Annotated in this window: 20 protein-coding genes; 10 read left to right on the forward strand and 10 right to left on the reverse strand. The window is 59.3% G+C overall.

Going from position 1 to position 24,531, the window contains the following annotated elements:
• Positions 1–64 precede the first annotated feature (64 nt).
• On the forward strand, positions 65–367 hold the full coding sequence (locus LOY52_RS13180; protein ID WP_007967049.1) for a putative quinol monooxygenase: 303 nt from the start codon (positions 65–67) through the stop codon (positions 365–367).
• Positions 368–456: 89 nt separating this feature from the next.
• On the opposite strand, the gene LOY52_RS13185 is transcribed toward LOY52_RS13180, so the two are convergent.
• The 3 genes from LOY52_RS13185 to LOY52_RS13195 form a co-directional block, all read right to left on the reverse strand.
• Positions 457–1,440 (reverse strand): LLM class oxidoreductase, encoded by a 984-nt coding sequence (locus LOY52_RS13185; RefSeq protein ID WP_007967047.1) that lies wholly within the window; start codon positions 1,438–1,440, stop codon positions 457–459.
• Between the two features lie 484 nt (positions 1,441–1,924).
• A complete protein-coding gene (locus LOY52_RS13190; protein WP_258679769.1) occupies positions 1,925–2,356 on the reverse strand; it encodes a VOC family protein in 432 nt (143 codons plus the stop codon).
• Positions 2,357–2,551: 195 nt separating this feature from the next.
• Positions 2,552–3,469 (reverse strand): LysR family transcriptional regulator, encoded by a 918-nt coding sequence (locus LOY52_RS13195; protein ID WP_258679770.1) that lies wholly within the window; start codon positions 3,467–3,469, stop codon positions 2,552–2,554.
• Positions 3,470–3,648: 179 nt separating this feature from the next.
• Between LOY52_RS13195 and LOY52_RS13200 the strand changes: the two genes are divergently transcribed.
• Entirely contained in the window at positions 3,649–4,296 is a 648-nt protein-coding gene (locus tag LOY52_RS13200; protein ID WP_258679771.1) for a hydrolase, read from the forward strand.
• 135 nt (positions 4,297–4,431) lie between these two features.
• On the opposite strand, the gene LOY52_RS13205 is transcribed toward LOY52_RS13200, so the two are convergent.
• The 4 genes from LOY52_RS13205 to LOY52_RS13220 form a co-directional block, all read right to left on the reverse strand.
• Positions 4,432–5,742, reverse strand: coding sequence for a glycosyltransferase family 39 protein (locus tag LOY52_RS13205; RefSeq protein WP_309474952.1), 1,311 nt, complete (start codon positions 5,740–5,742; stop codon positions 4,432–4,434).
• A 281-nt stretch (positions 5,743–6,023) separates the two neighbouring features.
• Positions 6,024–8,672 (reverse strand): EAL domain-containing protein, encoded by a 2,649-nt coding sequence (locus LOY52_RS13210; protein WP_258679773.1) that lies wholly within the window; start codon positions 8,670–8,672, stop codon positions 6,024–6,026.
• A gap of 169 nt (positions 8,673–8,841) precedes the next feature.
• A complete protein-coding gene (locus tag LOY52_RS13215; RefSeq protein WP_258679774.1) occupies positions 8,842–9,780 on the reverse strand; it encodes an AraC family transcriptional regulator in 939 nt (312 codons plus the stop codon).
• Between the two features lie 24 nt (positions 9,781–9,804).
• Positions 9,805–10,638, reverse strand: a complete 834-nt coding sequence (locus LOY52_RS13220) for an oxidoreductase (RefSeq protein ID WP_258679775.1) — start codon at positions 10,636–10,638, stop codon at positions 9,805–9,807.
• Positions 10,639–11,017: 379 nt separating this feature from the next.
• Between LOY52_RS13220 and LOY52_RS13225 the strand changes: the two genes are divergently transcribed.
• The 6 genes from LOY52_RS13225 to LOY52_RS13250 all read left to right on the forward strand — a co-directional run bounded on the left by LOY52_RS13225 (position 11,018) and on the right by LOY52_RS13250 (position 17,889).
• Complete coding sequence (locus tag LOY52_RS13225) at positions 11,018–11,686, forward strand: GntR family transcriptional regulator (RefSeq protein WP_098964038.1); 669 nt, start codon at positions 11,018–11,020, stop codon at positions 11,684–11,686.
• A 79-nt stretch (positions 11,687–11,765) separates the two neighbouring features.
• Complete coding sequence (locus tag LOY52_RS13230) at positions 11,766–12,572, forward strand: ABC transporter substrate-binding protein (protein WP_258679776.1); 807 nt, start codon at positions 11,766–11,768, stop codon at positions 12,570–12,572.
• 11 nt (positions 12,573–12,583) lie between these two features.
• Positions 12,584–13,360 (forward strand): amino acid ABC transporter permease, encoded by a 777-nt coding sequence (locus LOY52_RS13235; protein ID WP_027611757.1) that lies wholly within the window; start codon positions 12,584–12,586, stop codon positions 13,358–13,360.
• A 2-nt stretch (positions 13,361–13,362) separates the two neighbouring features.
• Positions 13,363–14,142 (forward strand): amino acid ABC transporter ATP-binding protein, encoded by a 780-nt coding sequence (locus LOY52_RS13240; protein ID WP_258679777.1) that lies wholly within the window; start codon positions 13,363–13,365, stop codon positions 14,140–14,142.
• 170 nt (positions 14,143–14,312) lie between these two features.
• The gene (locus tag LOY52_RS13245; RefSeq protein WP_258679778.1) at positions 14,313–15,923 is read left to right on the forward strand and encodes a gamma-glutamyltransferase family protein; all 1,611 of its coding nucleotides are present in this window, start codon (positions 14,313–14,315) and stop codon (positions 15,921–15,923) included.
• 106 nt (positions 15,924–16,029) lie between these two features.
• Positions 16,030–17,889: an ABC transporter ATP-binding protein gene (locus LOY52_RS13250; RefSeq protein ID WP_210557146.1), complete on the forward strand. Its 1,860-nt coding sequence runs from the start codon at positions 16,030–16,032 to the stop codon at positions 17,887–17,889.
• A 60-nt stretch (positions 17,890–17,949) separates the two neighbouring features.
• On the opposite strand, the gene LOY52_RS13255 is transcribed toward LOY52_RS13250, so the two are convergent.
• Positions 17,950–19,041 (reverse strand): GlxA family transcriptional regulator, encoded by a 1,092-nt coding sequence (locus LOY52_RS13255; protein WP_258679779.1) that lies wholly within the window; start codon positions 19,039–19,041, stop codon positions 17,950–17,952.
• 87 nt (positions 19,042–19,128) lie between these two features.
• Positions 19,129–20,529 carry a GABA permease gene (gene gabP / locus LOY52_RS13260; protein ID WP_258679780.1) on the reverse strand — a complete coding sequence of 467 codons (1,401 nt, stop codon included), beginning with the start codon at positions 20,527–20,529 and terminating at the stop codon, positions 19,129–19,131.
• A gap of 412 nt (positions 20,530–20,941) precedes the next feature.
• On the opposite strand from gabP, the gene LOY52_RS13265 reads away from it, so the two are divergent.
• Complete coding sequence (locus tag LOY52_RS13265; RefSeq protein WP_258679781.1) at positions 20,942–21,421, forward strand: GNAT family N-acetyltransferase; 480 nt, start codon at positions 20,942–20,944, stop codon at positions 21,419–21,421.
• A 14-nt stretch (positions 21,422–21,435) separates the two neighbouring features.
• Here LOY52_RS13265 and LOY52_RS13270 read toward each other — a convergent pair whose 3' ends face one another.
• The gene (locus tag LOY52_RS13270; protein ID WP_258679782.1) at positions 21,436–22,338 is read right to left on the reverse strand and encodes a LysR family transcriptional regulator; all 903 of its coding nucleotides are present in this window, start codon (positions 22,336–22,338) and stop codon (positions 21,436–21,438) included.
• Between the two features lie 123 nt (positions 22,339–22,461).
• Between LOY52_RS13270 and LOY52_RS13275 the strand changes: the two genes are divergently transcribed.
• Complete coding sequence (locus LOY52_RS13275) at positions 22,462–23,892, forward strand: aldehyde dehydrogenase family protein (RefSeq protein WP_258679783.1); 1,431 nt, start codon at positions 22,462–22,464, stop codon at positions 23,890–23,892.
• Positions 23,893–24,531: the final 639 nt, after the last annotated feature.

Here is a 24,531-nt window from a genome sequence, read left to right on the forward strand (position 1 = left end):
GATGCCCCTTTTAGCTATTGCGACCAGATAGCACCAGCCGCACCGTAACAACAGGAGCCACGTCATGGTCAAAGTAGCGTTGTTCGTTCGTCTGGAAGCAAAACCTGGGAAAGAGAATGAGGTGGAGCGCTTTCTCTTGAGCGGCCTTCCTTTAGTGGAGGAGGAGCCAGCCACTACAGTCTGGTTTGGAATCCGCTTGGGGCCGTCCACCTTTGGCATCTTTGACGCATTCCCGGATGAAGCGGGCCGGCAGGCTCATCTTTCGGGCAAGGTCGCGGCGGCGCTTATGGCAAACGCTGCCGAGCTGTTTGCCGAACCGCCATCAATCGAGAAGGTTGACGTCCTTGCGGCCAAGCTGCCCGGTTAAGCAAATCCAACAGGAAGTTCCATTCAGTTCGGGGAGGCTCACGATGGCTTCGTCAAGTGAGCATCCGTCGGCGTAGCAGTGACCGATCCTCAATGCGCTGCCGGACGCGGCTGCACTCCGAACTGCGCAACGATGTGCGTACCCAATTCCTCAATAACCTCCGCCGCAGGGCGCTTGCCATATTTGAGATTGAGAATGACGTGGTCCACGCCGATTTCCTCAAGCGACTCCAGCAAAAACCGTAGATGGTAACGTCCAAGTTTGAACCCCAAATGGATACGTGTGGGTGGCGTGGACGGATTCTCATCGAGATCGATGTACAGCGACTGAGTAAAGGGCTTGTACACAGAGCCACATTGCCTGGTGACCTCCAGCCGCCAATCTTCCACGACCAGCCGCTGCATATTCGGTATGCGTGGATAGTTGATCCATCCGTTGCTCTCACGCGCGATCCAGTCCAGTGACTGGCGACTGTTTCCGGTCACCAGCATTGGAATGAATTGGGTGGTGGGTTTCGGAATCAGGTCTGCGCCGTGCATTTCGCCAGTGCTCCAGTGGATGGGCTCAAAGCTGGTGCTGTGGGCTTGCCGAATCACTTCGTAGTGTTCTCGAAAGATTTCTCCACGCCTTTCGGGATCGACACCAAAAGCCGAAAACTCCACCGGCCGATCTCCCGAAGCCACCCCCAGAATCAAGCGACCTGTGCTCAACTGATCGACGCTGGCTGACGCCTTGGCCGTGTGCAGGGGATGGTGCAAAGGGATGGCAATGGAAGCGGTGCCAAGCGCAATCTCCGAGGTATGGGCAGCCATATAGCCCAGGTACACCCAGGGGTCGAAGACTTGGCCGACATCGCCGAAGCCAGGGTCGCGAAGCGGCACGTCGCGAAACCAGAGCGCGCAGAAGCCCAGCGCCTCGGCTTGTTTAGCCAGTGTGACCTGGTTGAGCATGCTCGGAGTGTCCCCGTCGAACGCCTCCATGGGAAAGAATAATCCAAGGCTCAAATGCCCCTGAGTGAAGGTTCGGCTAAACCCTAGATGCTGCTGGTAAGGAACCGTGCTCGGCCGATACATACGGATTGACCTCATGGCAGAACGTGAACAGCGCCCCCGTTTCCAGAGGTGCTGCGCCATCGGTCGCTTTTGAACGACAGGTGGGGGACTGGGTCTGGCTTTTACCCGTTGCGCCGTACTGCTGGTCGTGTGGACCGGATTCAGGGGCCAGTTGCTGGCGATAGGCGCGGGTCGGTCCGGGTGGGTGTTAAGTGGACGGTCAAAGGAAGTCAGATCTCTCGGCTCTATACCACCAGATGGGCAAGGTGTTCGAGGAATCATTCTATAAGCGTAGGCGGTTTTGCAGCTCTCCGCCATATTCTTACAATCGAGCCGCTGCCGGGCGAAAGTTGCATATCGAAGACATTTATCGATCGTTTCCTGCCATTCCACAACGGCCGCTATTAGGCAGCAGCGGTCGCTTGCCGATGCCCGCTTCTGGCCGATTGCTGCCTGTCGTGAAGGCCTGCACCGGCCCGAAGTTGACGGACTGCTTGGCTCGGTTTCAGAGCGGGCAAACCGGTCTCTCCCCCAACCGCTCTACCAACCTTACGAGATAACCGTCGGGATCCTGGACGATGAATTCGCGCTGGCCTATTTCTACATTGTCAGCCCGATACCAGGTGTCTTTGCATTCTCGATAGAGTGGACATCCAGCCTCATCAAGTTTCTGGATGATGGGTGCGACAGCCTCAACATCAATCTGTAAGTTGATGCCTCTTCCAAACGGCTTGGCCAACGGCGCAGTCAGCCATTGACCCGCGTCCGAATCAATCTGCTCAAGCATTACTTGAGCACCATTCAAATCAAGATATGCAAATCCATCTTCCGGGCGTTGATAAGCGACTTTGAACCCCAGACGAGAAACCCAAAAAGCCAGGCTGCTATCCAGGTTGGTGACCATTAACTCCGGAACGAGTTTGTTACGTTCGAACATGAGATGACTTCCGTTTCAAAAGGCTCGTTTTGCGGATGGGCAGGTTCTGCACTGTTGGCTTCGATACCACGACGGGATCGTGGCGAGCGCGATGATGCACGCTCGGGTGGGAATTATCGAGTCGCGTTGACCGGAAGCTGCCCTACGCGAATGGCGGATAAAGAGGAACGTCTGTCGCTCTCGTTTAGTCCAACCTCACGCCAGCGCATCATCCTGATGTGACAGCGGTTGCACCGCCAGGTGTGGCGTTTCGCCGAAAAACTCGATCAGCAGTTCAGTGAGCACACGAATTTTGCGCGCAGGATGCGGACCCGGCGGACGGATGATGTAGGCACCGGCCGGAGGCGGAGGATGGTTTGTCATGATCGGCACCAGTGCGCCGGATGCCACGTGTTCATGGGTGAGGCAGTCAGGCAGGTAGGCGACACCGAGGCCTGCGGTCGCAGCGGCGACCAGGGCGATGCCGTTGTCGGCCTTGAAGCGGCCTTGCGGACGAACCGTGATGACTTTGTCGCCATCCATGAACTGCCAGGCTTCGGTGCCTTGCATGAGCGCCTGATGGGCAAGCAGTTCATCCGGTGTCTTGGGCGCGCCGTGCGCGTTGATGTAAGCGGGGCTCGCGACGAGCTTGCCGTAGACCGGGCCAATCCGTCTGGCGATCAGATTGGAGTCCTGCATATAGCCCACCCGGATGGCGCAATCGTAGCCCTCGGCAATGAGGTCAACGAAGCGATCGCTGTAACAGGTCTGGATGTGCAGCTGCGGGTGCCGACGCGCCATTTCTGCCAGCATCGGGGCGAAGTGACTCGGGCCGAACGACAGTGGCACGGCCACGCGTAAGCGGCCGCGGAGGGCGCCGGCGGGCAGGATCGTTTCCTTGGCGATGTCGATCTCGGTGCAAACCCTGGCGGCGTAGTCCCGGAACGTCGCACCGGCCTCGGTGAGCGCCGCTCCGCGCGTGGAGCGGGCCAGCAGTTGCACACCCAATTCGGTTTCAAGCCGAGCCAGGCGGCGGCTGACGATCGATTTCGACACGCCAAGCCGCAGGGCTGCCTGCGAAATGCCCCCGGCATCAGCCACTTCCACGAAGGTCTGCAGTTCTTCGATATCCACTCTTGCGTTCCTCTTTTCGCGACACAGCACGTCGCGCAATGCTACTACTGCGTCGAACATGGGAACAGCACAATGGATTTTCCGGGCATGGCGTCATTCGCACGTGTTTCGGAACCCATCACCCGCACAGGCTCCGGCCTGATTCACAAACGTGCGTCACCCATGAAAAGGATTTGCCAATGGCAAGCGAGACTCTCCGCAACCCCCATACCGATCAGCTACTGACCCCGGAAAACTCGGCGTTGATCATCATCGATTATCAGCCTGTTCAGGTTTCTTCGATCCGCTCGATGCCGCGTGATGAACTCGTCTTCAACATAACCAGCGTCGCGAAGGCGGCGGTCAACTACAACCTTCCGATCATCCACTCGACAGTCAATGTCGCGACCGGCCGCAACAAGCCGCCGATTCAGGAGCTGCAAAAGGTGCTCGGCCATCTGCCGACCTATGACCGCACATCGATCAACAGTTGGGAGGACACGCAATTCAAGCAGGCAGTCAAGGCGCTCGGGCGCAAGAAGCTGATCATGACTGCACTCTGGACCGAAGCGTGCCTGACATTCCCGGTGCTCGACGCGATCCAGGAAGGTTATGAGGTTTATGTGCCGGTCGATGCGGTCGGCGGTACATCGCTCGCCGCGCACGAGGCGGCGTTGCGCAGAATGGAACAGGCGGGCGCGAAGCTCATCAGCCGGGTGCAAATGTACTGCGAACTACAGCGCGACTGGGCGCGAGAAGTGACCGTGCCGGGCTTTCTGGGCGTATTCGAGAACTTCGACGGGTTCAACGCTGAAAAAGCGCTGGAAGAGGCGAACAAGAAGGCCTGATTAGCGGGCAGTGGATGAAGGTGTCGCTCGCGAAAGCGGGCGCCACCTTTATTTTTTTCCTGCTGCAAACGACTGCTTTTGCGCAGGGCCCTATCGCCGATTCAGTGTCGCTAACTCATGTGTCAGGAAGAGGCTTCACCAAAACCAATACGGCAGAAACTTTGGCGTGGGTTCGATCATGAGTTCCAGGTGGTAGGTGATCGGGTTGAAGAAAAACATGTCCAGTATCAAAAAGGCTCCTACCCCATAGGAAAGTGTCATGAACTCACGATAGGGATGTTCGACGAAGTACTCCTGTTTAACACGGTAGAAGCTCAACAACGCAGACAGCCCCAGGCCTGCGCCGAGGTAGTTGGGCTGTAACGGAACATCGGCGAAGTTGTTGTAGACCAGCACCGCCACCAGCATCCCCAACCCCAGCAGGGGCAACATCAGGCAGAAATTCATCAGGCCGTTTTTGGCGCGGACCAGGGCGGCTTCCTTACTGATGAAGAGGTAAGCGGCCAGCAGCGAAATGGCCGGGGTGATTGCGAGGATGTAGCGCGCTTTCTTCGAGCTGGGGATAGTGAACAGCACCAGCAGTACCAACAGCCAACCGCTCAGATACAGCAGCAGGTCGATGTCTTTATCGCGGGTCGGGCGGAAGAACAGTTGGTACTTCTTGAAAATTACATTAATGGCGTAAAACACCGTGATGCCGTAGGTAAACAAGCCTGCGGAGAAGTAGAAGTAATAGCGTGGCGCGTGGTCGGAACCGAAGCGTGCGATGCCTTGCATGTTCAGCACTTCGTCCAGGAACGCTTGCCCACCTTGCAAGTAGGCGGCCCATGCCAGCAGCGCAACCCCCACAGCCAGAATCACGCCCGAGAGCAATGAAAACAGTAGCAACATGCGCCACTGCCGGCTCAGCAAGTAATAAGCGCCAATGACACTCGCCGGTCCGATCAAGCCGATAGGCCCACGAAACGCGAATCCCAGCGCCAGGCCGAGGTACAGAAACACCAGGCGCCGCGGGTCCTTTTTCATTTCCGCCGAATAGGCAAAATAGAAGCACATCACCGTTAACAGCGCCGGATAGATATCCAGGGCCAGCGAGTTGACGCCGTCAAGAAAGGCCCAGGTCAGCAGGCTGAAAAGCACGCCATACGCACCCCATTTCTTGCTGTGCAGCGCCCCCAGCCGATAAATGAATACCAGCATCAGCGACGCGGCTACGCAGGACGGAATACCCATGGAAAGAACGGACACCCGGCCGAACGGCAAGGAAACCAGATAGACCAACAAGGTATTGAGGACCGTGTAGTCGGGATAAGGCTTGAGATCGTCGGCAATCGGGAACAGCGTGACGCCGTGCTGCAACATGTACTCGGCAAAGTCGACAAAGCGCGTTGTGTAGTTGAGGACAGCGGGTTTGTACTGCAATGCCATGAACACGGCCAGTGTCATGAAAAAAATGCTCAGGCATGGATTTCTTGTAATCAATCCCGTCAACATTCCAGCCCGCGAAGTGCGCTCTACAACAAGCGGGGCATCATATCGATCCATCGTTAATCCTTCGCTGCAGTTGTTCTTTTCGCCCGCAATCCTGGAAGCCAGATAAAGCCGCAAGTGAAGTTGTGATTTTCGCGAGATTGAATTCGACCCTAACCCACGGCAAGGACTATTCCAGCATGACGGCCCTAAACACACCCTGAACAAAACTAATTAAAGTCAGCAAGAAAACCTCATTAACGAAGCGTGTCGAGCCGGGCTTTTTGCATTTCATTACTGATTGTTGATAACGGATGATCTGCCGGCACGGCCCTGGCGCTTTTCAACAACTGCGCGAACGCGTTCTTGTCGATCGGCCGACTCATGAAATAACCCTGCACCTCATTGCATTGATCCTTGCCGAGAATCTCCAGTTGCTCCTCGGTTTCCACGCCTTCGGCGGTGACGGTCAGGCCCATGGCTTTGCCCAGACCGATGATCGCCTGAACCACGGCGCGATCGTTGGCGCCGTTGCTGATCGAAGCGATAAAGCGTTTGTCGATCTTGATCCCGTCGAACGGGTAGGCGCGCAGGTAGCCGAGGGACGAATAGCCGGTGCCGAAGTCGTCCATGTTCAGGCGCACCCCGAGTTCCTTCAGCGCATTCATCGTGGCCAGTGCGCCGTCGGTGTCGACGAGCATCACGTTTTCGGTGATTTCCAGTTCCAGGCGACTGGCCGGGAAACGGGTCTGGATCAGCGCTTCGCGCACGTCTTCGACGACATCGCTAAGGGCAAACTGCGCCGGGGACAGATTGACCGAGAGCAGAATGTCTGACGGCCAGCTCAGTGCGGTTTCACAGGCTTCACGCAATACCCAGCGCCCCAGCGCCACGATCAGGTCGGTCTGTTCCGCCAGGCCGATGAACACGTCGGGCCCCAGCAGGCCCTTGGTCGGATGCTGCCAGCGCACCAATGCCTCGACCGAGACAATGTGCTTGCCGTCGACGGTGTAGCGCGGCTGGTAATGCAGGATGAATTCGTCGTTTTTCAGCGCGCCACGCAGATCGCTTTCCATTTGCCGGCGGGTCTGGATCTGGTCGTTCATGTGCGCTTCGAAATAGCACCAGGTGTTCTTGCCCTCGGACTTGGCCTGATACAGCGCGATGTCGGCGCAACGGATCAACTCGCTGGGTACGAAGCCCTGGCGGCGGCTCAGGGCGATACCGATGCTGGCCCCGACGTGCAGCGGGTGATGCTCGAAGACCATCGGTTGATGCAGGCTCTCGACCAGCCGGGTACAGAACCTGTCGACCTCTTGCCGAGTGTCCATGCCATTGAGCACCACGACGAACTCGTCACCGCCCAGGCGGGCGACGATGTCGTGCTCACGGGTGCATTCGCGCAGGCGACTGGCGACTTCCTGCAACACCGCATCACCGGCCGGATGGCCGAGGGAGTCGTTGATCGGCTTGAAGTTGTCCAGATCGATCACCAGCAGCGACAGTGGCGGCGCGTGCTCCTTGAGCAGCAGCGCGTCATCCAGATAACGCGACAACTGATTGCGATTGGGCAGCCCGGTCAGGGCGTCGTGCATGGACAGGTGCTGGATCTGCGCATGGGCAGCGACTTCGTCGGTGATGTCGCTGGCGGTGCCGCGATAGCCGACCACGCTTTGTTTCTCGATGATCGGCCGCGCTGATAGCCGACAGTGGCGTTGCTGTCCGGCGTGATCGCGGTAGGTGCAGCGCAGGTCGCTGGCATTGCTGTCTTCGGTGAGTTTTTTCAGCCACAGCTCCAGCGGCGTGGTATCGCAGGACACCAGTTGCCCGATGCCTTGGCCCAGCCACTCGGTTTGCGGGTAACCGGTCACCTCGCTGAAGCGCGCCGAGAGATAGGTCAGGCGCAGTTGATTGTCGACTTCCCAGATCCAGTCCGATGCGGCTTCGGCCACGGCGCGAAAGCGTTCTTCGCTGGCTTCCAGTGCATGGTTGGCCGTCTCCAGCGCCTGATTCGAGGTCTTCAACGTGCTGAAACTCTGATCGACATAGATCGACGATCGCACGGCGTGACGCAGGAAATACGCGGTCAGCAGCATCAGCACGGCCAGCACGCTGCCGAGTATGGGCAGCAATGACCACAACAATTGTTGCCCGGGTCGCTTCAGATCCGCCGTCAAGCTGAAACCGGTGCTGTCCAGCGGCACGCGTGGTTGCTCCCCGGTGAGCTGTTCATCCGGCATCAGAGTCAGGTTGTTCAGGCCATAGGCCACGCCAAGCGCTTGCAGTTTGGCCGGTGTCAGCTTGTCGACGAATACCAGCACCGACGTCTGTTGCGGATCGCCCACCGGACGCTCATCGTTAGGCAGAATGGCCGCCGCCGTGACCAGCGCCGGCCAGCCGTCGAACAGCGAGTAAGTGCTGACTGGCACGGTCAACTCGGACTGGTTTTGCACCTGCTCAATCAGTGACGCGGCAGGCACTGCGAGCCAGTGCGCGATGTCCGCGTCTTCCTGCTGCCCCTGCACCACGGCGTATTTGGTGCCCTGCCGATCCAGCACGAACACGCCGTCATAACCGTCAGTGGTGAACAGGGTCTTGCCGATGTTCTGCTGGGTGTAGGCCCAGTCGGTATCGACTTGGGTGTGCAAGTGCTCATAGGCCGTGGTCCAGTCGGCGTAACTGGTGATGTAGCTTTTTGAGGTGCTGATGCGGTTTTCCAGGGCGCGGGCCATGTAGAAGCGGTTTTGCTCGACATCCTCGCGATCCAGGCGAGCGGCAATGCCGAGCAGGGTGCCGATAGCGGCAATCACCCCGACGATAAACAGCGTACCGACCGCAAACGCCAGGCGGCGGGTGATTGCACTTTGCTGAGGCGGAACCGGCGTAGCAGGAGCGAAACTGTCCATATGCTCGTCCTTGGTAGCTTGGGTTTGCTCATCTGGAACAGCGGCCTGGGCGCAATGTTCAATCTGCTGTTGGCGATTGCGCTGCGGCGGATTTCTCAAGCGTAGTGAATGCGCGGGGATTTTGCCTTGAGCGCGCGGCGGACATGCGATGGCCGGGAGCGATCAGTGCTCAGTGCGAAGAAACATACGGGGAGGGCGTGGCGGACTGGGGCAAGGCATACGTGGCCTTCATCCACGCGATCTCGGCCAGCGGCGTGCGCCCGAAGAAGCGCTTGAACTCGCGGCTGAACTGCGAGGCGCTTTCATAACCGACGTTGAACGCTGCCGTCGCGGCCGGCATGGCGCCACGCAGCATCAGCAAACGCGCCTGATGCAGGCGCGTGGCCTTGAGGTATTGCATCGGCGATGAGTCAGTGACGTTGCGAAAATGCACATGAAAGCTCGGTACGCTCATCCCCGCTTCCTCGGCGAGGGACTCGACGTCCAGACGCTGCTCATAGCTGCTGTGAATCCGCCGGATCGCCCGGCTGACCTTGCCGAAATGCCCTTGCTGCTGGAGCGCCGCACGCATCGAACCGCCCTGGGCGCCGGTCAGAATCCGGTAGTAGATCTCCCGAACCAGCGCCGGCCCGAGGATCTGCGCATCGCCCGGATCGCTCATCGCTTCGAGAAAACGCAGGGTCGAGGCGCGCAATGGATCATCCATCGGCGAGGCGTACATGCCCTTTGGCGAAGCGTCGCTGGGGCCGAACACCTCGTCGACCTGCAGCATCAACTCGCTGGCCAACTGCAGGTCAAGGCGCATATATATCGCGAGCATCGGTTCATCGGCACTGGCTTCGGTTTCCATGGTGAACGGCACCGGCACCGACACCACCAGATAATGCTGTGCGTCATAGACGTAGACGTCATCGCCCAGATAGCCGCGCTTGCGCCCCTGGCAGAGAATCACGATGCCCGGGTCATACAGCACCGGGGTGTTGCTCAGCGGCCGATTCGAACGCAGAAAACGTACGTCCTCCAGCGCACTGAGGTTGTAACCCTCCAATGGTGCGAGTTGTTCGAGCAACTGCACCATGCGCGCGGTATACGGATCGGATGGACTCATGGGCATTGATCTCTGTGCCGGGACTCAGCCATCGGTGGAGCGGGTCAGGGTTTCCCATTGCTCGATGTCGCTGAGGCTGCGTTGCAGTTTATCGCGCACCAGATTCAGCGCATCGCTGCCCAATAGCAAGTGCGCGGGCGGCGCGGGGCTGGCGATCAGTTGCAGCATGGCCTGCGCAGCCTTGCGCGGATCGCCCAACTGCTTGCCGCTTTTCTCTTCGCGGGCCTTGCGCACCGGGTCGAAGCTGGCGTCATAGTCGGCAATGCTGCGCGCCGTGCGCTGCATCGAACGCCCGGCCCAATCGGTACGAAACGAGCCAGGTGCCACCGCCGTGACAAAAATGTTGAACGGCTGTAATTCCTTGCTCAGCGTATCGGAGAGCCCTTCGAGGGCAAACTTGCTCGAACAGTAATAGGCAATGCCGGGCATGGTGATGGTGCCGCCCATCGAGGTGATATTCAGAATGTGTCCGGCGCGCCGTTGACGGAAATACGGCACGAACGCCTTGATCATCGCCGCCGTGCCGAACAGGTTGACGTCGAACTGACGCCGCATCTGCGCCAGCGGTGACTCCTCGAAAATGCCCTCATGTCCGTAACCGGCGTTGTTCACCAGCACATCGACCGGACCCAGCGTAGCTTCGACGTCGGCGATCACGCCATCGATGCGTTCGAAATCAGTGACGTCGAGCAACACCCCGTGTGCCCGATCCGCTGACAAGGCCTCGAACGACTTCAGATCGGCCTCGTTGCGCACGGTACCGATCACCCGGTGACCGGCGTTGAGCGCTTCTTGCGCGAGGGCGCTGCCGAAGCCGCTGCTGACACCGGTGATGAACAGGGTTTTGCTGCTGTGCATGGCAAGCTCCGACGGATAAGTGAGAGGCCATGGTAGGCAGCGCGCAGGGGAAGGGGTATGCCGTTTTGTCTGGGAGGATTGCCTATTTCTATAGGCAGGCCCGCAAGGGAAGTTGTCCTTCACCCCACAAAAAAGCGTCGCTCCTGGAGCGGCGCTGCTATTCAGTTGAGTGTTACTCAGCTACCAATTTGCACCTTTGCGGGGCTCGCCATGGGCGATCGGGTAGCACCGCTCGAGTCTTGCACGGCAGGGCCTAATCGCCGTTTTGCCGCTTAAATCATGCAAATCAAAAGCTTGGGCTGCACATGTGAAATCTGGCATGCATCCTGCTTTTTTGTATCCGTGGATAACTGGATACAAAAAGACAAAAGGTGCTGCCATGCAATTCGCTCCCGCCTACGACCAGCGTCAACCGATGACCGCCGAGGAAGAGGCCTACAACTTTCTGTTGGAAGGCATTTGTGGTGGTCGTTACCGCAAGGGCGACCGGTTGATCGCCGAGGACATCGCCAGTGAAATCGGCATGAGCCGCATGCCGGTGCGCGAAGCCTTTCGCCGCCTTGATGCGCAGGGCCTGGTGACGCTGCGGCCTAACCGCGGCGCGGTGGTCAGCGGTCTGGATGTCGAGCAAATGCATGAGGTGTTCGAGATGCGCAGCGCCCTGGAAGGGCTGGCGATTCGCATCGCCGTGCCCAAAATCAGCGAGCGTCAGTTGACCGCGCTGGAGCGGCTGCTCGATGAAATGGACGACTACCGCGAGGAGAGTGCGGCGTGGGTCAGCCGCCATCGCAAGTTCCATGAATACCTGTGCAGCCTCAGCGATCGCCCACGCCTGCTGAAGCAGATCAGCGCCCTCTATTCACTGATCGAAGCGCCGATGCGCCTTTGGCTGCAGCACATCGAAAAGCCCCTGAGTGCGCGCCAGGAACACCAGATGATCCTCGATGCGATTCGCGCCGGCGACGCCAGCAAGGCCGAGGCCGTGGTGCGCGAGCACATCGAAGGCACCGTCCCCGAACTGATCAAATTTTTGCAATCGGAAAAATAACCACAGAGCGGAACACGAGTCCGCCGATGTTTTGACTTTGAGTACTGCCCCGTTACTAACCGAACTGGAGTGTCTGGTCATGCATACGTCTCGCCTGTTACTGGCTGCAATTTCCCTCGGACTCTGTACGCAGTGGGCGCTTGCCGCACCCACGGTGCCGGAGCGTCTGCTCAAGGTCGACAAGCTGACCTATTGCTCGGGCATGGATTCACCGCCGCTGGTGTCTTTTGATGAAGCGCAAAAGCCCAAAGGGCTGACCGTCGATCTGGGCCTGGAAATCGCCAAGCGTTTGGGCGACAAGAAGGTCGATTGGCGGGTGATTCCGTTCTCCGGATTGCTCCCGGCCTTGCTCGCCAAACAGTGCGACATGATCGTCGACCAGTTGTTCGACAAGCCCGAGCGCCGTGAGGTGATCGACATCGTCAACTACATGTATTCCAGCCAGGCGGTGGTGGTGCCCAAGGGCAATCCGAAGGCGCTGAAAACCCTTGCGGATCTCAGCGGGCACAAGATCGCGGTGCTCAACGGTTCGACCATCAAGACCTTGCTCGACACCGAAAATGAAAGCCTGAGCAAGGCCGGCAAGCCGCCGATGAAACTGGTGGTCTACAACACCGACACCGATGCCTTCCAGGCCCTGCGCATCAATCAGGTCGACGCTTACGGCACCACCGTAGAAACCGCCGGCTATTACGCCGCAATGGCCCCGGACCTGTTTGAGGAAGGGGTACCAGCCTTCAGTCGGATCCTTACTGGTCTGGGGATACGCAAGGACGATCCACAACTGAGCGCCGCCGTGCAGCAGATCATCACCGACATGCGCAGCGACGGCAGCTACAACCAGCTCCTGAACAAGTGGCACGTCTCCAGCGACACACTCGATTGAGGTAAGCGTTGATGAACTTCAATTGGGATGTGTTCTGGCAGTACCTGTTGCAGCCCAGCGGCGTGTACCTCACCGGCCTGTGGCTGACGTGCCTGATCAGTGTGCTGGCGATGCTGCTGGGCTGTGTGCTGGGGCTGGCCGCCGCGCTGCTGCGCTTGTCGAAGAATCCGTTGCTGCATCTGCCGGTGCGTTTTTATGTGTGGCTGATGCGCGGCACACCGTTGCTGGTGCAGATCGTTTTCCTCTACACCGCGCTGGCGGCGGGCGGGATTTTTCGCTTCGAAGACATCGAGCTGTTCGGGCTAGTGGTGCCCGGCAACATTCAGGCGGCGATCATTGCTCTGGGCCTCAACGAAGGCGCGTACATGGCCGAGATCATTCGCGCCGGGATCGGCGCCGTGGACAAGGGCCAGTACGAGGCTGGCCGTTCGCTGGGCATGACCTTCGCCAAACTGATGCGCCGAATCGTGCTGCCGCAAGCGTTCCGGGTGATCGTGCCGCCGCTGGGCAATGAGTTCAACGTGATGCTGAAAAACACTACGCTGGTCAGCGTGATCGGCGTGCAGGAGCTGTTGCTCAGTACGCAAATGGTCACCTCGGCGACCTTTCGCGTATTCGAGTTGTACCTGGTGGTGGCGATCTATTTCCTGTTGCTTACCACGCTGTGGGGCTTCTTTCAGCGCTGGCTGGAGAACCGCTTCGGCCAGTCCGACCGACCTTCTTCGCCGCCGCCGGCCTCCAGCCGGATGTTCGGTCGCAGCACGCTGAAACTGCTGAGGGGGCGTTGATCATGGTGCAGCAAAGTGACGAGCTGATCATCGAGGCGCTGAACATTCACAAGGCCTTCGGTGACCTGCAGATTCTCAAGGGCATCTCGCTGCAAGTTCGCCGTGGCGAAGTGGTGGTGCTGATCGGCGCTTCGGGCTCGGGCAAAACCACGTTCATCCGCTGCATCAATCTGCTCGAAGACATTCAGGGCGGAGAGATCCGGGTCAACGGCCAGCCCATGGGTTATCGCACCCGGGCGGACGGCAGTCTGGTGCGCGACTCGGAACGCAACATCGCCCGCCAGCGCCGCGACATTGGCATGGTGTTCCAGCGCTTCAACCTGTTCCCGCACATGACCGCGCTGGAAAACATCATCGAAGCACCGATTCAGGTGTTGGGTGTGCCACGCCAGGCTGCGCTGGAGCAGGCGCACGCATTGCTCAAGCGAGTCGGGCTGGCGGACAAGGCCGGGCATTACCCGTCGATGCTTTCCGGTGGTCAGCAGCAACGGGTGGCGATCGCCCGCGCACTGGCGATGAAACCGCAGGCGATGCTGTTCGACGAACCCACCAGCGCCCTCGACCCGGAAACCGTCGGCGAGGTTTTGCAGGTGATGAAGGAGCTGGCCGAGGAGGGCATGACCATGGTCGTGGTCACCCATGAAATGGGCTTTGCCCGCGAAGTGGCTGACCGGGTGGTGGTGCTCGATCAGGGCGAACTGATCGAACAAGGCCCGCCGGAACAGATTTTCAGCTGTCCCACCCATCCCCGAACCCAGGCCTTTCTCAGCCGCGTGCTGTGAACTTCACAAGGATTTCGACGATGCGTTTATCGAGCTTGTACGCGGAGCCGCAGCCCCGACACGTTGAAGAACTTCGAGAAGATCGCCGGAAAACATCCAGCGCCTGATCACCCGTGAAGGGAACCGGATCAAGTCCGGCCAATGAATTGCTGATTTGAAGAGCCTTTGCCATGTTGAAATTCTCTGCTCACGAATATCCCTATCCATCGCAACGCCAAAGCGTCTTCGCCCGTCGTGGCATGGTCGCGGCGTCCCAGCCACTTTCCGCGCAGGCCGGTATCGAGATGCTGCAGAAGGGCGGCAACGCGATTGACGCGGCCATCGCCACGGCGGCGGCGCTGACTGTGGTCGAACCTACGGGCTGCGGCCTGGGCGGTGATGCGTTTGCGCTGGTCTGGTTCAAGGATCAGTTGCATGGCCTCAATGCCAACGGCCATGCCCCGGCGTCGCTAAGTATCGAAGCGGTCAAGGCGACCGGCCATGAACAGATGCCGCTATATGGCTGGACGCCAGTGACGGTGCCCGGTTGCCCATCGGCCTGGGCCGAGCTGTCGCAACGCTTTGGCGTGTTGCCGTTCGCCGATTTACTGCAACCGGCGATCAGTCTGGCCAGAGACGGTTTTCCGCTGTCGCCGGTGGTTGCCCATCAATGGCAGATCGCGCTGGATGAGTTCAGTCCGCACCGCGATGAGGTGCTGCAGGCCTGGTTCGATACGTTCCTGATTGACGGTCGTGCGCCCAAGGCCGGGGAGCTGTTCCGTAACCCGGCGCAGGCGCGAACCCTTGAGGAGTTGGCCAGCACTTGTTGCGAGAGTTTGTATCGCGGCGCGTTGGCGCAACGCCTGGATGCGCATTCGCGAGCAACGGGCGGCTATCTGCGCGCCACGGATCTGCAGCAATACCGCGCGCAATGGGTCGAGCCGATCCACGTCAATTACCGTGGCGTGGACGTCTGGGAAATCCCGCCGAGCGGACAGGGGTTGGTCGCCTTGATGGCGCTGAAGATTCTCGAGGGCTTCGACTTCGATCACCGTGACAGCCAGCAGACCTGGCACCGGCAACTGGAGGCGATGAAGCTCGCCTACAGCGATGGTCTGCACTACATCACCGATCCGCTGCACATGCGCGTGGCCGTGGCCGATCTGTTGAGTGACGAGTACAGCGCCCGCCGCCGCGCTCAGATCGGCGAACAGGCGCAGCCGCCGAAGCCGGGTGATCCTCACGCCAGCGGCACGGTGTATCTGGCCACGGCGGATGGGCAGGGCAATATGGTGTCGTTCATTCAGAGCAATTACCACGGTTTCGGCTCAGGCGTGGTGCTGCCTGACAGCGGCATTGCCCTGCAAAACCGTGGGCAGGAATTTAGCCTGGATCCCGAGCATGCCAACGCGTTGGCGCCGGGGAAAAAGACCTTTCACACGATCATTCCTGGCTTCCTCACCAAGGACGGTCAGGCGTTGGGCCCGTTCGGTGTGATGGGCGGCTACATGCAGCCGCAGGGCCATGTGCAGATGGTGATGAACCTGGTGGATTTCGGCTTGAACCCGCAGTCGGCACTGGACGCGCCGCGCTGGCAGTGGCTGGGTGGGATGAAGGTCGGCATCGAGCAGGGGGCTTCAAGGGATCTGGCCAACGCGTTGGCGCGTCGCGGGCATGAGGTGCAGATCGCCAGTGACCTGACGGATTACGGCAGAGGACAGATTATTCTGCGTGATCCAGTGACGGGCGTACTGTGTGGCGGGACTGAGCCGCGGGCGGATTCGCATATCGCAGTCTGGTAGAGACGGCAGGCACTCGTCAGGTCGGGAGCACACACTTTTTCACAAAGACCTCCCGGGATCCAATCGGTGGCAGAATCTCCCTGACTTGAACGTTCAGGAGAACATCATGCTTCGTGTGTTTGAACGAAGACTCGACCCTTTCCCGCCTGACGAGGTGCCACCGCCACCCAACGGTCTGGCTAAATTTCTCTGGGCCTGCACTCGGGGTGCTCGCGGCTACATCCTCGCACTGGCGTTGCTCAGTGCTGCCGTATCGGTCTATGAAGCCTGGCTGTTTTCCTTCCTCGGCCAGGTCGTCGATCTGCTCTCGACGTGGCAGGCCGGCGGCGAAGCGGCGGTGCAAGAAAGCCGCGTGTTGTGGGGCATGGGCATTGTCATGGTGCTCAGTGTCGGGCTGGTGGCGTTGCGCACCATGGTCCAGCACCAGATTCTGGCGATTAACCTGCCGCTGCGCCTGCGCTGGGATTTCCATCGGCTGATGCTGCGGCAGAGCCTTTCGTTTTTCTCCGACGAGTTCTCCGGCCGGGTCACGACCAAGGTGATGCAGACAGCACTCGCCGTGCGCGACGTGCTGTTCACCATGATCGAGATTCTGCCGGGGATTGGCGTGTACTTCATCGCGATCATTGCCCTGGCCGGTGGTTTTGCGCTGAAGCTGATGCTGCCGTTCCTTGCTTGGGTCGTGCTGTTCGGTCTGGCCATGTGGTACTTCGTGCCGCGTCTGGGCAAGGTCGGTCAGGAGCAGGCCAATGCGCGGTCGATGATGACCGGGCGTATCGCCGACGCGTACACCAACATCACCACCGTGAAGCTGTTTTCCCACTCCAACCGCGAAGCGCACTTTGCGCGGGCGGCGATGGAAGATTTCAAGCAGACCGGCTTTCGCCAGATGCGTCTGGTCAGTCTGTTCGAAATCGTCAATCAGGCGTTGGTGGTGGGATTGATCATGTCCGCCGGTGGTTACGCCCTGTGGCTGTGGCACCAGGGCGACGTCGGCGCCGGTGCGGTGGCGGCGATCACCGCCATGGCGTTGCGGATCAACGGCATGTCGAACTGGATCATGTGGCAAATGACCTCGCTGTTCGAAAGCATCGGCACCGTCCAGGACGGCATGGCGACGCTGACCCAAGGCACCAAGGTGCAAGACGCGCCGGATGCAGGCGTGCTGGTCACTTCTGGCGGCGCGGTGACGTTCGACAAGGTCAAGTTCAACTACGGTGGCGAGCGTCAGGTGCTCGATGGCCTGAGCCTGAGCATCCGCCCCGGGGAAAAGATCGGCCTGGTGGGCCGCTCCGGTGCCGGCAAATCGACGCTGATCAACTTGCTGCTGCGCTTCTATGACGTCGACAGCGGCGAGATTCGTATCGACGGCCAGAACATTGCGCACGTGACTCAGGACAGCCTGCGCAGTGCCATTGGCATGGTCACCCAGGACACCTCGCTGCTGCACCGTTCGATTCGCGACAACATCGCCTACGGCCGGCCCGATGCCACCGACGCGCAGATCCGCCGCGCCGCCGCCAATGCGCAGGCTGATGAGTTCATCAGCCAACTCAGCGACCGCCAGGGCCATACCGGCTACGACACCCTGGTGGGCGAGCGCGGGATCAAGCTGTCGGGCGGCCAGCGGCAACGGGTGGCGATTGCCCGAGTGATGCTGAAGAACGCGCCGATCCTGCTGCTGGACGAAGCCACCAGTGCACTGGACTCGGAAGTCGAAGTGGCGATTCAGGAAAGCCTCGATGACATGATGCAGGGCAAGACCGTGATCGCGATCGCACATCGACTGTCGACGATCGCGGCGATGGACCGGCTGATTGTCATGGATGACGGGCGCATCATCGAGCAGGGCACCCATTCGGAGTTGCTGGAGAAGAACGGCGTATATGCGCGGCTGTGGGCGCATCAGAGCGGCGGGTTTCTTGGGGAAGACAAAGGCGTGGTGGAGGCCCTGGATCAGGCGTAAACGGGCAGGGCATATGGCCGGGGCATCTTGTGTGTTCCCGGCCGATTTGCCTCGGTTCATTCAAGCCAGATCGGCACTCGCCATCATTCGAACACTGGCAAACGTCGATTCGTTTCTCGCCTGATCAAGCGTTGTCAGTGTGTTGATTGAGGATGGCGGCGTTGCCCGCTTACGACTCATTGCAGAACCTGAGCGCTCGTCGCTCGGCGGCACCCCAAACTGCTCGCGATAGCATTTCGAGAAATGCGGTGTGGAGGCAAATCCGCAGACATACGCCAGTTCCACGATCGACAGCGAGGTTTGCTTGAGCAGTTGTCGCGCGCGAATCAGCCGCAACCTCAAGTAGTAGCGTGACGGCGTGCATTGCAGGTATTTCTGAAACAGCCGCTCCAGCTGTCGGCGTGACAGATCGACGTATTCGGCGAGGTTGTCCAGCTCGATCGGCTCCTCAAGATTGGCCTCCATCAACGCAACGACTTCTTGCAGCTTGGGCTGATGCGTACCGACCACATGCTTGAGCGGTACGCGTTGATGGTCCTGCTCGTTGCGGATGCGCTCGTAAACAAACATCTCCGAGATGGCGGCGGACAATTCACGACCATGATCGCGGGCGATCAGGTGCAGCATCATGTCCAGCGGCGCTGTTCCTCCGGAACTGGTAAAGCGGTTGCGGTCGAGGGTGAAGAGGCTGGTGCTGACGTTTACGCGTGGAAAAGCTTCCTGCATGGCCGCCAGAAACTCCCAATGCACGCTGCACTCATAGCCGTCGAGCAATCCGGCTTTGGCGAGTGCCCAGCTACCGGTGCACACACCGCCCAAGCGTCTGGATTGGCGCGCCAGGGCTTGCAGCCAGGATGTGTGCTCACGGGTGATCACGCTCTGGATGCCGACCCCGCCGCAGACAATCACTGTGTCCGCCACGCCGGGGTTGCTCCACGAGGCATCCGGCGTGATTGGCACCCCGTCGCTGGCCCAGACCGGCGCTCCACCGGGGCTGAACGTATGCCAGCGATACAGCGTTCGCCCCGACAATTGATTGGCCATGCGCAGTGGCTCGACGGCGGATGCCAGCGACATGAGGGTGAATTTATCCAACAGCAGAAACCCGACGGATTGGGTCGTACCGTCGGCCACGGAGGGGGTCGATGACATCATGGCCTCACAGGAATCGGTCTGAGATGCAGGCGTCGGTCATTTCCTTGGTCTTCGCCAAGGGAATATCGGCTTCGGCGTGAACGCCTAGCCCACCGACGTTGCGCGTGCCGCCGGGGCAGGGTGACGCGACGTCATCAGGCCGATAAAGGAGATTGCCAGCGCCAGGCCAATGGTGGTGGTGACTTCGGTGCGGTGCTGCGGGGTGATCATCATGACCGCCAGCGCCGCGCAGATGAAGCCGATCACCAGCCAAGTCAGCCATGGAAACAGCCACATGCGGAAGGTCAGCTCGACCTTGCGCTGTTGCAATATCCGCCGCATGCGCAGCTGCGACACCGCAATGGCGAGGTACACCAGAAGGGCAATCGCCCCGGAACTGGCCAGCAGGAACTCGAACAGCCCGGCGGGCATGAAGTAGCTCCACACGGTGATCGACGCACCCAGCACGGTGCTGGCGATCACGGCGGCCCGTGGCACACCGGCCGCGGAAGTCGCCTTCAGCGCTTTCGGTGCATCGCCGCGACGACCCAGCGAGTACAACATGCGCGAGGCAATGTAGATCGAGGAGTTCATGCAACTGGCCACGGCGATCAGCACGACGACGTCGACCATGAACTTGGCGTTTGGAATATTCATGATTTCCAGGGCGCGCTGATACGAGCCCACCGAGGCCAGCAACGGATCATTCCAGGGCACCACGGAGATGACCACGAAGATCGACAGCAGGTAGAACACGCCGATGCGCCAGATCACCGAGCGGGTGGCTTTGGCAATGTTCTGCGCCGGGTTATTCGATTCGGCGGCCGCGATGGTCACCGCTTCCGTACCGATGAAGCTGAACATGATCGTGATGAAAGCGCCGACCACCGCCGACAAGCCATTGGGCGCAAATCCGCCGTGCTCGGCCATCAGGCCACTCAACCCGCTGACTTCGCGGTCGGGCACCCAGCCCATCAACACGGCAAAACCGACCCCGATGAAGCCGATGATCGCCACGACCTTGGCCATGGCGAACCAGAACTCGAACTCACCATACTTGGACACGCTGAACAGGTTGGTCACCACCAGCGCGATGATCGATCCCAACGCGAACAGCCAGGCATCGACCTGCGGAAACCATTGGTTCAGCACATGCCCGGCCGCCAGTGCCTCGATGGGAATCACCAACACCCAGAACCACCAGTACAGCCAACCGATGGTAAAACCGGCCCAGCGGCCGATGGCCTGGTCGGCGTAGGTGGAGAACGAACCGGTGTCCGGATTGGCCACCGCCATCTCGCCGAGCATGCGCATGACCAGTACGACGAGCAGACCTGAAAACAGATAGGCGAGCAGCACCGCCGGCCCTGCTGCGGCAATGGCGTGTCCTGAACCGACGAACAAACCGGCGCCGATAATCCCGGCGATGGACAGCATTGTGACGTGACGAGGCTTGAAGCCCTGCGCCAATTGGCTACTCGAATCCATGGAGTTCGGGCTGATCATCGGTATTTTTATTCTCTGCTGATCGACATTTAAGCAATTGAACGGGCACACGATCGGTCACCATCGTTGCCTGCTGAACTCCCGAAAGAAGCCCGTCCAACCGCCGCAGTTCTTATCAACCCCATGATTTGAGTGGGGTTGTTTTGATAGGAAGACACGGCACCTTAGCCGGCCTTGCTGCCGATTCAATAGCCTGATTGCGCCATGATCGTGTCTGATATCGACATGTGAATACCATGAGGTCGTATTGCAGACCTGTCGGTCACGCAGGGCTCTGGCAATCAAAATCCAGATTGACCAAGTCATGTTCGTTTTTGAGATGGGTGCCTGAATTCGAGGGTGAAGCCAAACTGGGCCCCACAAGCCAGGCTCTCTATACTGGCCTTCCAGGATGGTAAATAGAGCACAACCTATGCCCGTCGCACCCAATCAAAATTCCCCAGTCATTTTGGTCCCGGCTCAACCAAGCGACTTGGACAATCTTGTAGCCATTCGAATTGAGGCCATGCGCGAAAGTCTGGAGCGTGTCGGGCGATTTGATCCGGTGCGTGCGCGTGAGCGGTTTCTTGGCGGTTTTGACGCTCGCAACACACGCTATATCGAAGTATCTGGAGAGAGGGTTGGTTTTGTAGTGGTCAAGCATCACCACAATGAACTCCTGCTCGACCACTTGTATGTGAGACCGAGCGCGCAAGGATCAGGTGTAGGGGCTGCTGTTCTCACTCAGATTTTCAAAGAGGCGGATGCGGCTGCGCTCCCTGTTAAAGTTGGCGCTCTCAAAGAAAGTGCTTCGAATCGCTTTTATACCCGCCATGGCTTCCAATTCACCGAAAGCAGTGAATTCGACAATTATTATGTTCGTCAGAGTGTTCCGGCAAATGGCCCGGCTTAGTGGGCAAAACAGGATCAAATCACAGTAGGCCGCAACTCATGCGCCAGTTCGATCAATGCGCGCAACCGCGCGGGCACGAAGCGATGGCCCGAGTAATAGAGCCTCAGTCCGCCAAAGGACGGGCACCACGGCATCAACACCGGCACCAGGGCGCCGCTCGCCAGCTCTTCCTGGATGAACCACTCGGAAATGAAACCAATGCCAAGGCCCAACAACACCGCCTGTTTGATTGCCAGCATTTCGTTGGAGGCGAAGCTCACCGGCAGATCCATCTGCAGCTTTTGGCCATCGCGCTCCAATTCCCACTGGTAGAGGCCACCATGGGCCATGCGCATGCCGATGCTTCGGTGGGTGATTAGATCTCGCGGATGTTCGGGTACGCCGTGGCGTTCGAAGTACTCGGGCGTTGCGACCACAAGCATCCGAATGTCACCTGACAGTGCCACGGCAATCATGTCTTGCGGCACGGACTCCGCGAGGCGAATCCCGGCGTCGAAGCCACCGGCGATGATGTCGACCATGCTTGATTCACTGACGATGTCGATACGTACATCGGGATAGCGCTGAGCGTACTGCTTCAATAGCGGATCCAGCAGCAGGCAGGCCGCGCCATGCGGTGCATTGATGCGCAATGTGCCGCTCGGCTCATCGGGGCCGACGCTAGCTTCTTCGCCGGCACTTTTGATCTGTGCCAACGCAGGTGCGATGCGTGCCACATAGCGTTGCCCAATGTCGGTGAGAGCAACGCTGCGCGTGGAGCGATTGAACAGCCGCACTTTCAAGCGTGCTTCCAGACCGGCCACCGCGCTGCTCACGGCAGTAGTGGACATGCCCAGCTCCTGTGCAGCGCCGCGAAAACTGCTGCGCCGCGCCACGGCCAACACCACTTCCAGCTCGGTCATTCCTGTTCTGTGCATGGATCGTCCTGAATATAAGGATGCTTCATAAGCCAAAGGATGGCTTATCGGAATAATGAACCCTTCTTAGACTTCATCACAGCGGCTCGATTCAGACGAGCCGCTTGCGAGCGAGGAGTCGTCATGCAACGCATTGAACATATCTATATCAACGGCGAGTTCGTTCTTCCACACGGTCAGGAATGGTTCGACCTTCATAACCCGAGCACCGAGGAAGTCATCGGTCAGGTTCGGCTGGGCGATGCACTGGACGCACAGCGTGCGATCGCAGCCGCCAAGGCTGCATTCCCGGCGTGGGCTCGTACTAGCCGGGAGGAGCGCATTGCGGCACTGCACCGCATGCACCGGGCCGTGGCGGCAAAGGAGGAAGAGCTGTTGGAAGCCATCCTCACGGAGTACGGTGCACCTGTGGCTCGCGGGCGCTGGATGGCGACTTATCCGGCCGACGTGATTGCGCAGGCAATCGATGCTCTGGAGGCGTTCGATTTCGAGGAACAGGTCGGCACGGCCAGGGTCATTCTGACGCCCGTGGGTGTGACCGGTCTGATTACGCCATGGAACAGCAATGCGGGCTTCATCTGCAACAAGCTGGCCACCGCGCTGGCGACAGGCTGCACCGCCGTCATCAAGCCTAGCGAGATGAGCGCGTTGCAGACGCAGGTCGTGGTCAGTGCGTTGCACGAAGCGGGGCTGCCACCGGGTGTATTCAATGTCGTCAACGGACGGGGTGATGTGGTTGGCGAGGAGATCGCCGGTCATCCCGACGTTGCCAAAATCTCGTTTACGGGCTCGTCCGCTGTCGGTAAGCATCTGGTCAGAACCGGTGCCGACACCATGAAGCGTGTGACGCTGGAACTCGGCGGCAAGTCGCCCACCGTGGTGCTTGATGATGCTGATCTGCAGGCGGTCATGCCGATGGTGCTGCAAACAGGATTTCTCAACAGCGGTCAGGCGTGTATCGCGGGCACTCGCATTCTCGTGCCGCGCGGCCGGCTGGCAGAGTTTGAGCGGATTGCGCAGGAGGGCGTCTCACAGATCCGATCGGGCGATCCGCGTAACACCGACACCGATATCGGTCCGATGGTGAGCCAGAAACAATGGGAACGGGTGCAGCGCTACATCCGTATCGGCCAGGAAGAAGGCGCGAGGTTGCTGGCGGGTGGCGAAGGTCGCCCGGAAGGCTTGCATGCCGGATGGTTTGTGAAGCCCACGATTTTCACTGATGCCAACAACCGGATGCGCATCGCACGTGAGGAAATCTTCGGGCCCGTATTGACGATCATCCCCTACGAGGATGATGCCGAAGCGATCAGCATTGCCAACGATACGGACTATGGGCTGAGCGCCCTGGTATTGGGAAAAAGCGCTGAACGTTGTATGAACGTAGCCCGCCAGATCAATGCGGGACGCGTGCTCATCAACACCCTGACCCACGAACCGCGCGCTCCCTTCGGTGGATTCAAGCATTCAGGCCTTGGGCGCGAAATGGGCAGGTGGGGGATGAGCGCGTATTTGGAGCCGAAGACGTTGATCAGCCATGACACGTTGAAATGACTGGGTCAGGTTCCTGTCGTCAACAGGGTCGAACACTTGCCGCCTCACGGCGGCAAGTTGCTTCCGGTCTTACAGGGTAAATGACAACGCAGAGAAGACCTTCCCGCCACTGCCTGCCCAACCCATGCAAAACGGGTCTTTCTCGGCTTTGCCCCGACTTTTAGAGTGTTCCTCGACCAGGTTTATAACGTCCTGATTGCTGACAATGCGTGACGGGAGAATCCCGGACAGCCCAGCTATTTTCATATGACTTCCTTGTTGAAAGTATGCATTCGTGGGCAATGGCTGCGGATGAGCAAAGCCTTACTCATCCCTGTAAGGAGACACTGGCGGCAATACTTTTAGCACAAAGAAAACGCGGATAAAGAAGGTTGTTCGTTATTTCCTTCAACCGAATTGAATCATGACCTGGTTCAATTTAACGGGCTTTCAAGTTAATCGAAAAAACAGTCGGGCGGCCCCCCGCGATACGGTTGGCATCTGTGTTTGATGTCGTCGGCTATCGGCGAAAAGGATACACCTGAAGGGATAAACACCCCTCAATAGCCAATTTTCGTCACGTAGTTGCGTAAACGCCCCAAGCTGGCCCTAAAATCCGCGAACAACGAGGGAACTATTAACGTCCACCAACAGACTGAG

It is taken from the genome of Pseudomonas sp. B21-051 (genome assembly GCF_024748795.1).
In the GTDB taxonomy this organism is placed as follows: Bacteria; Pseudomonadota; Gammaproteobacteria; order Pseudomonadales; family Pseudomonadaceae; genus Aquipseudomonas; species Aquipseudomonas putida_A.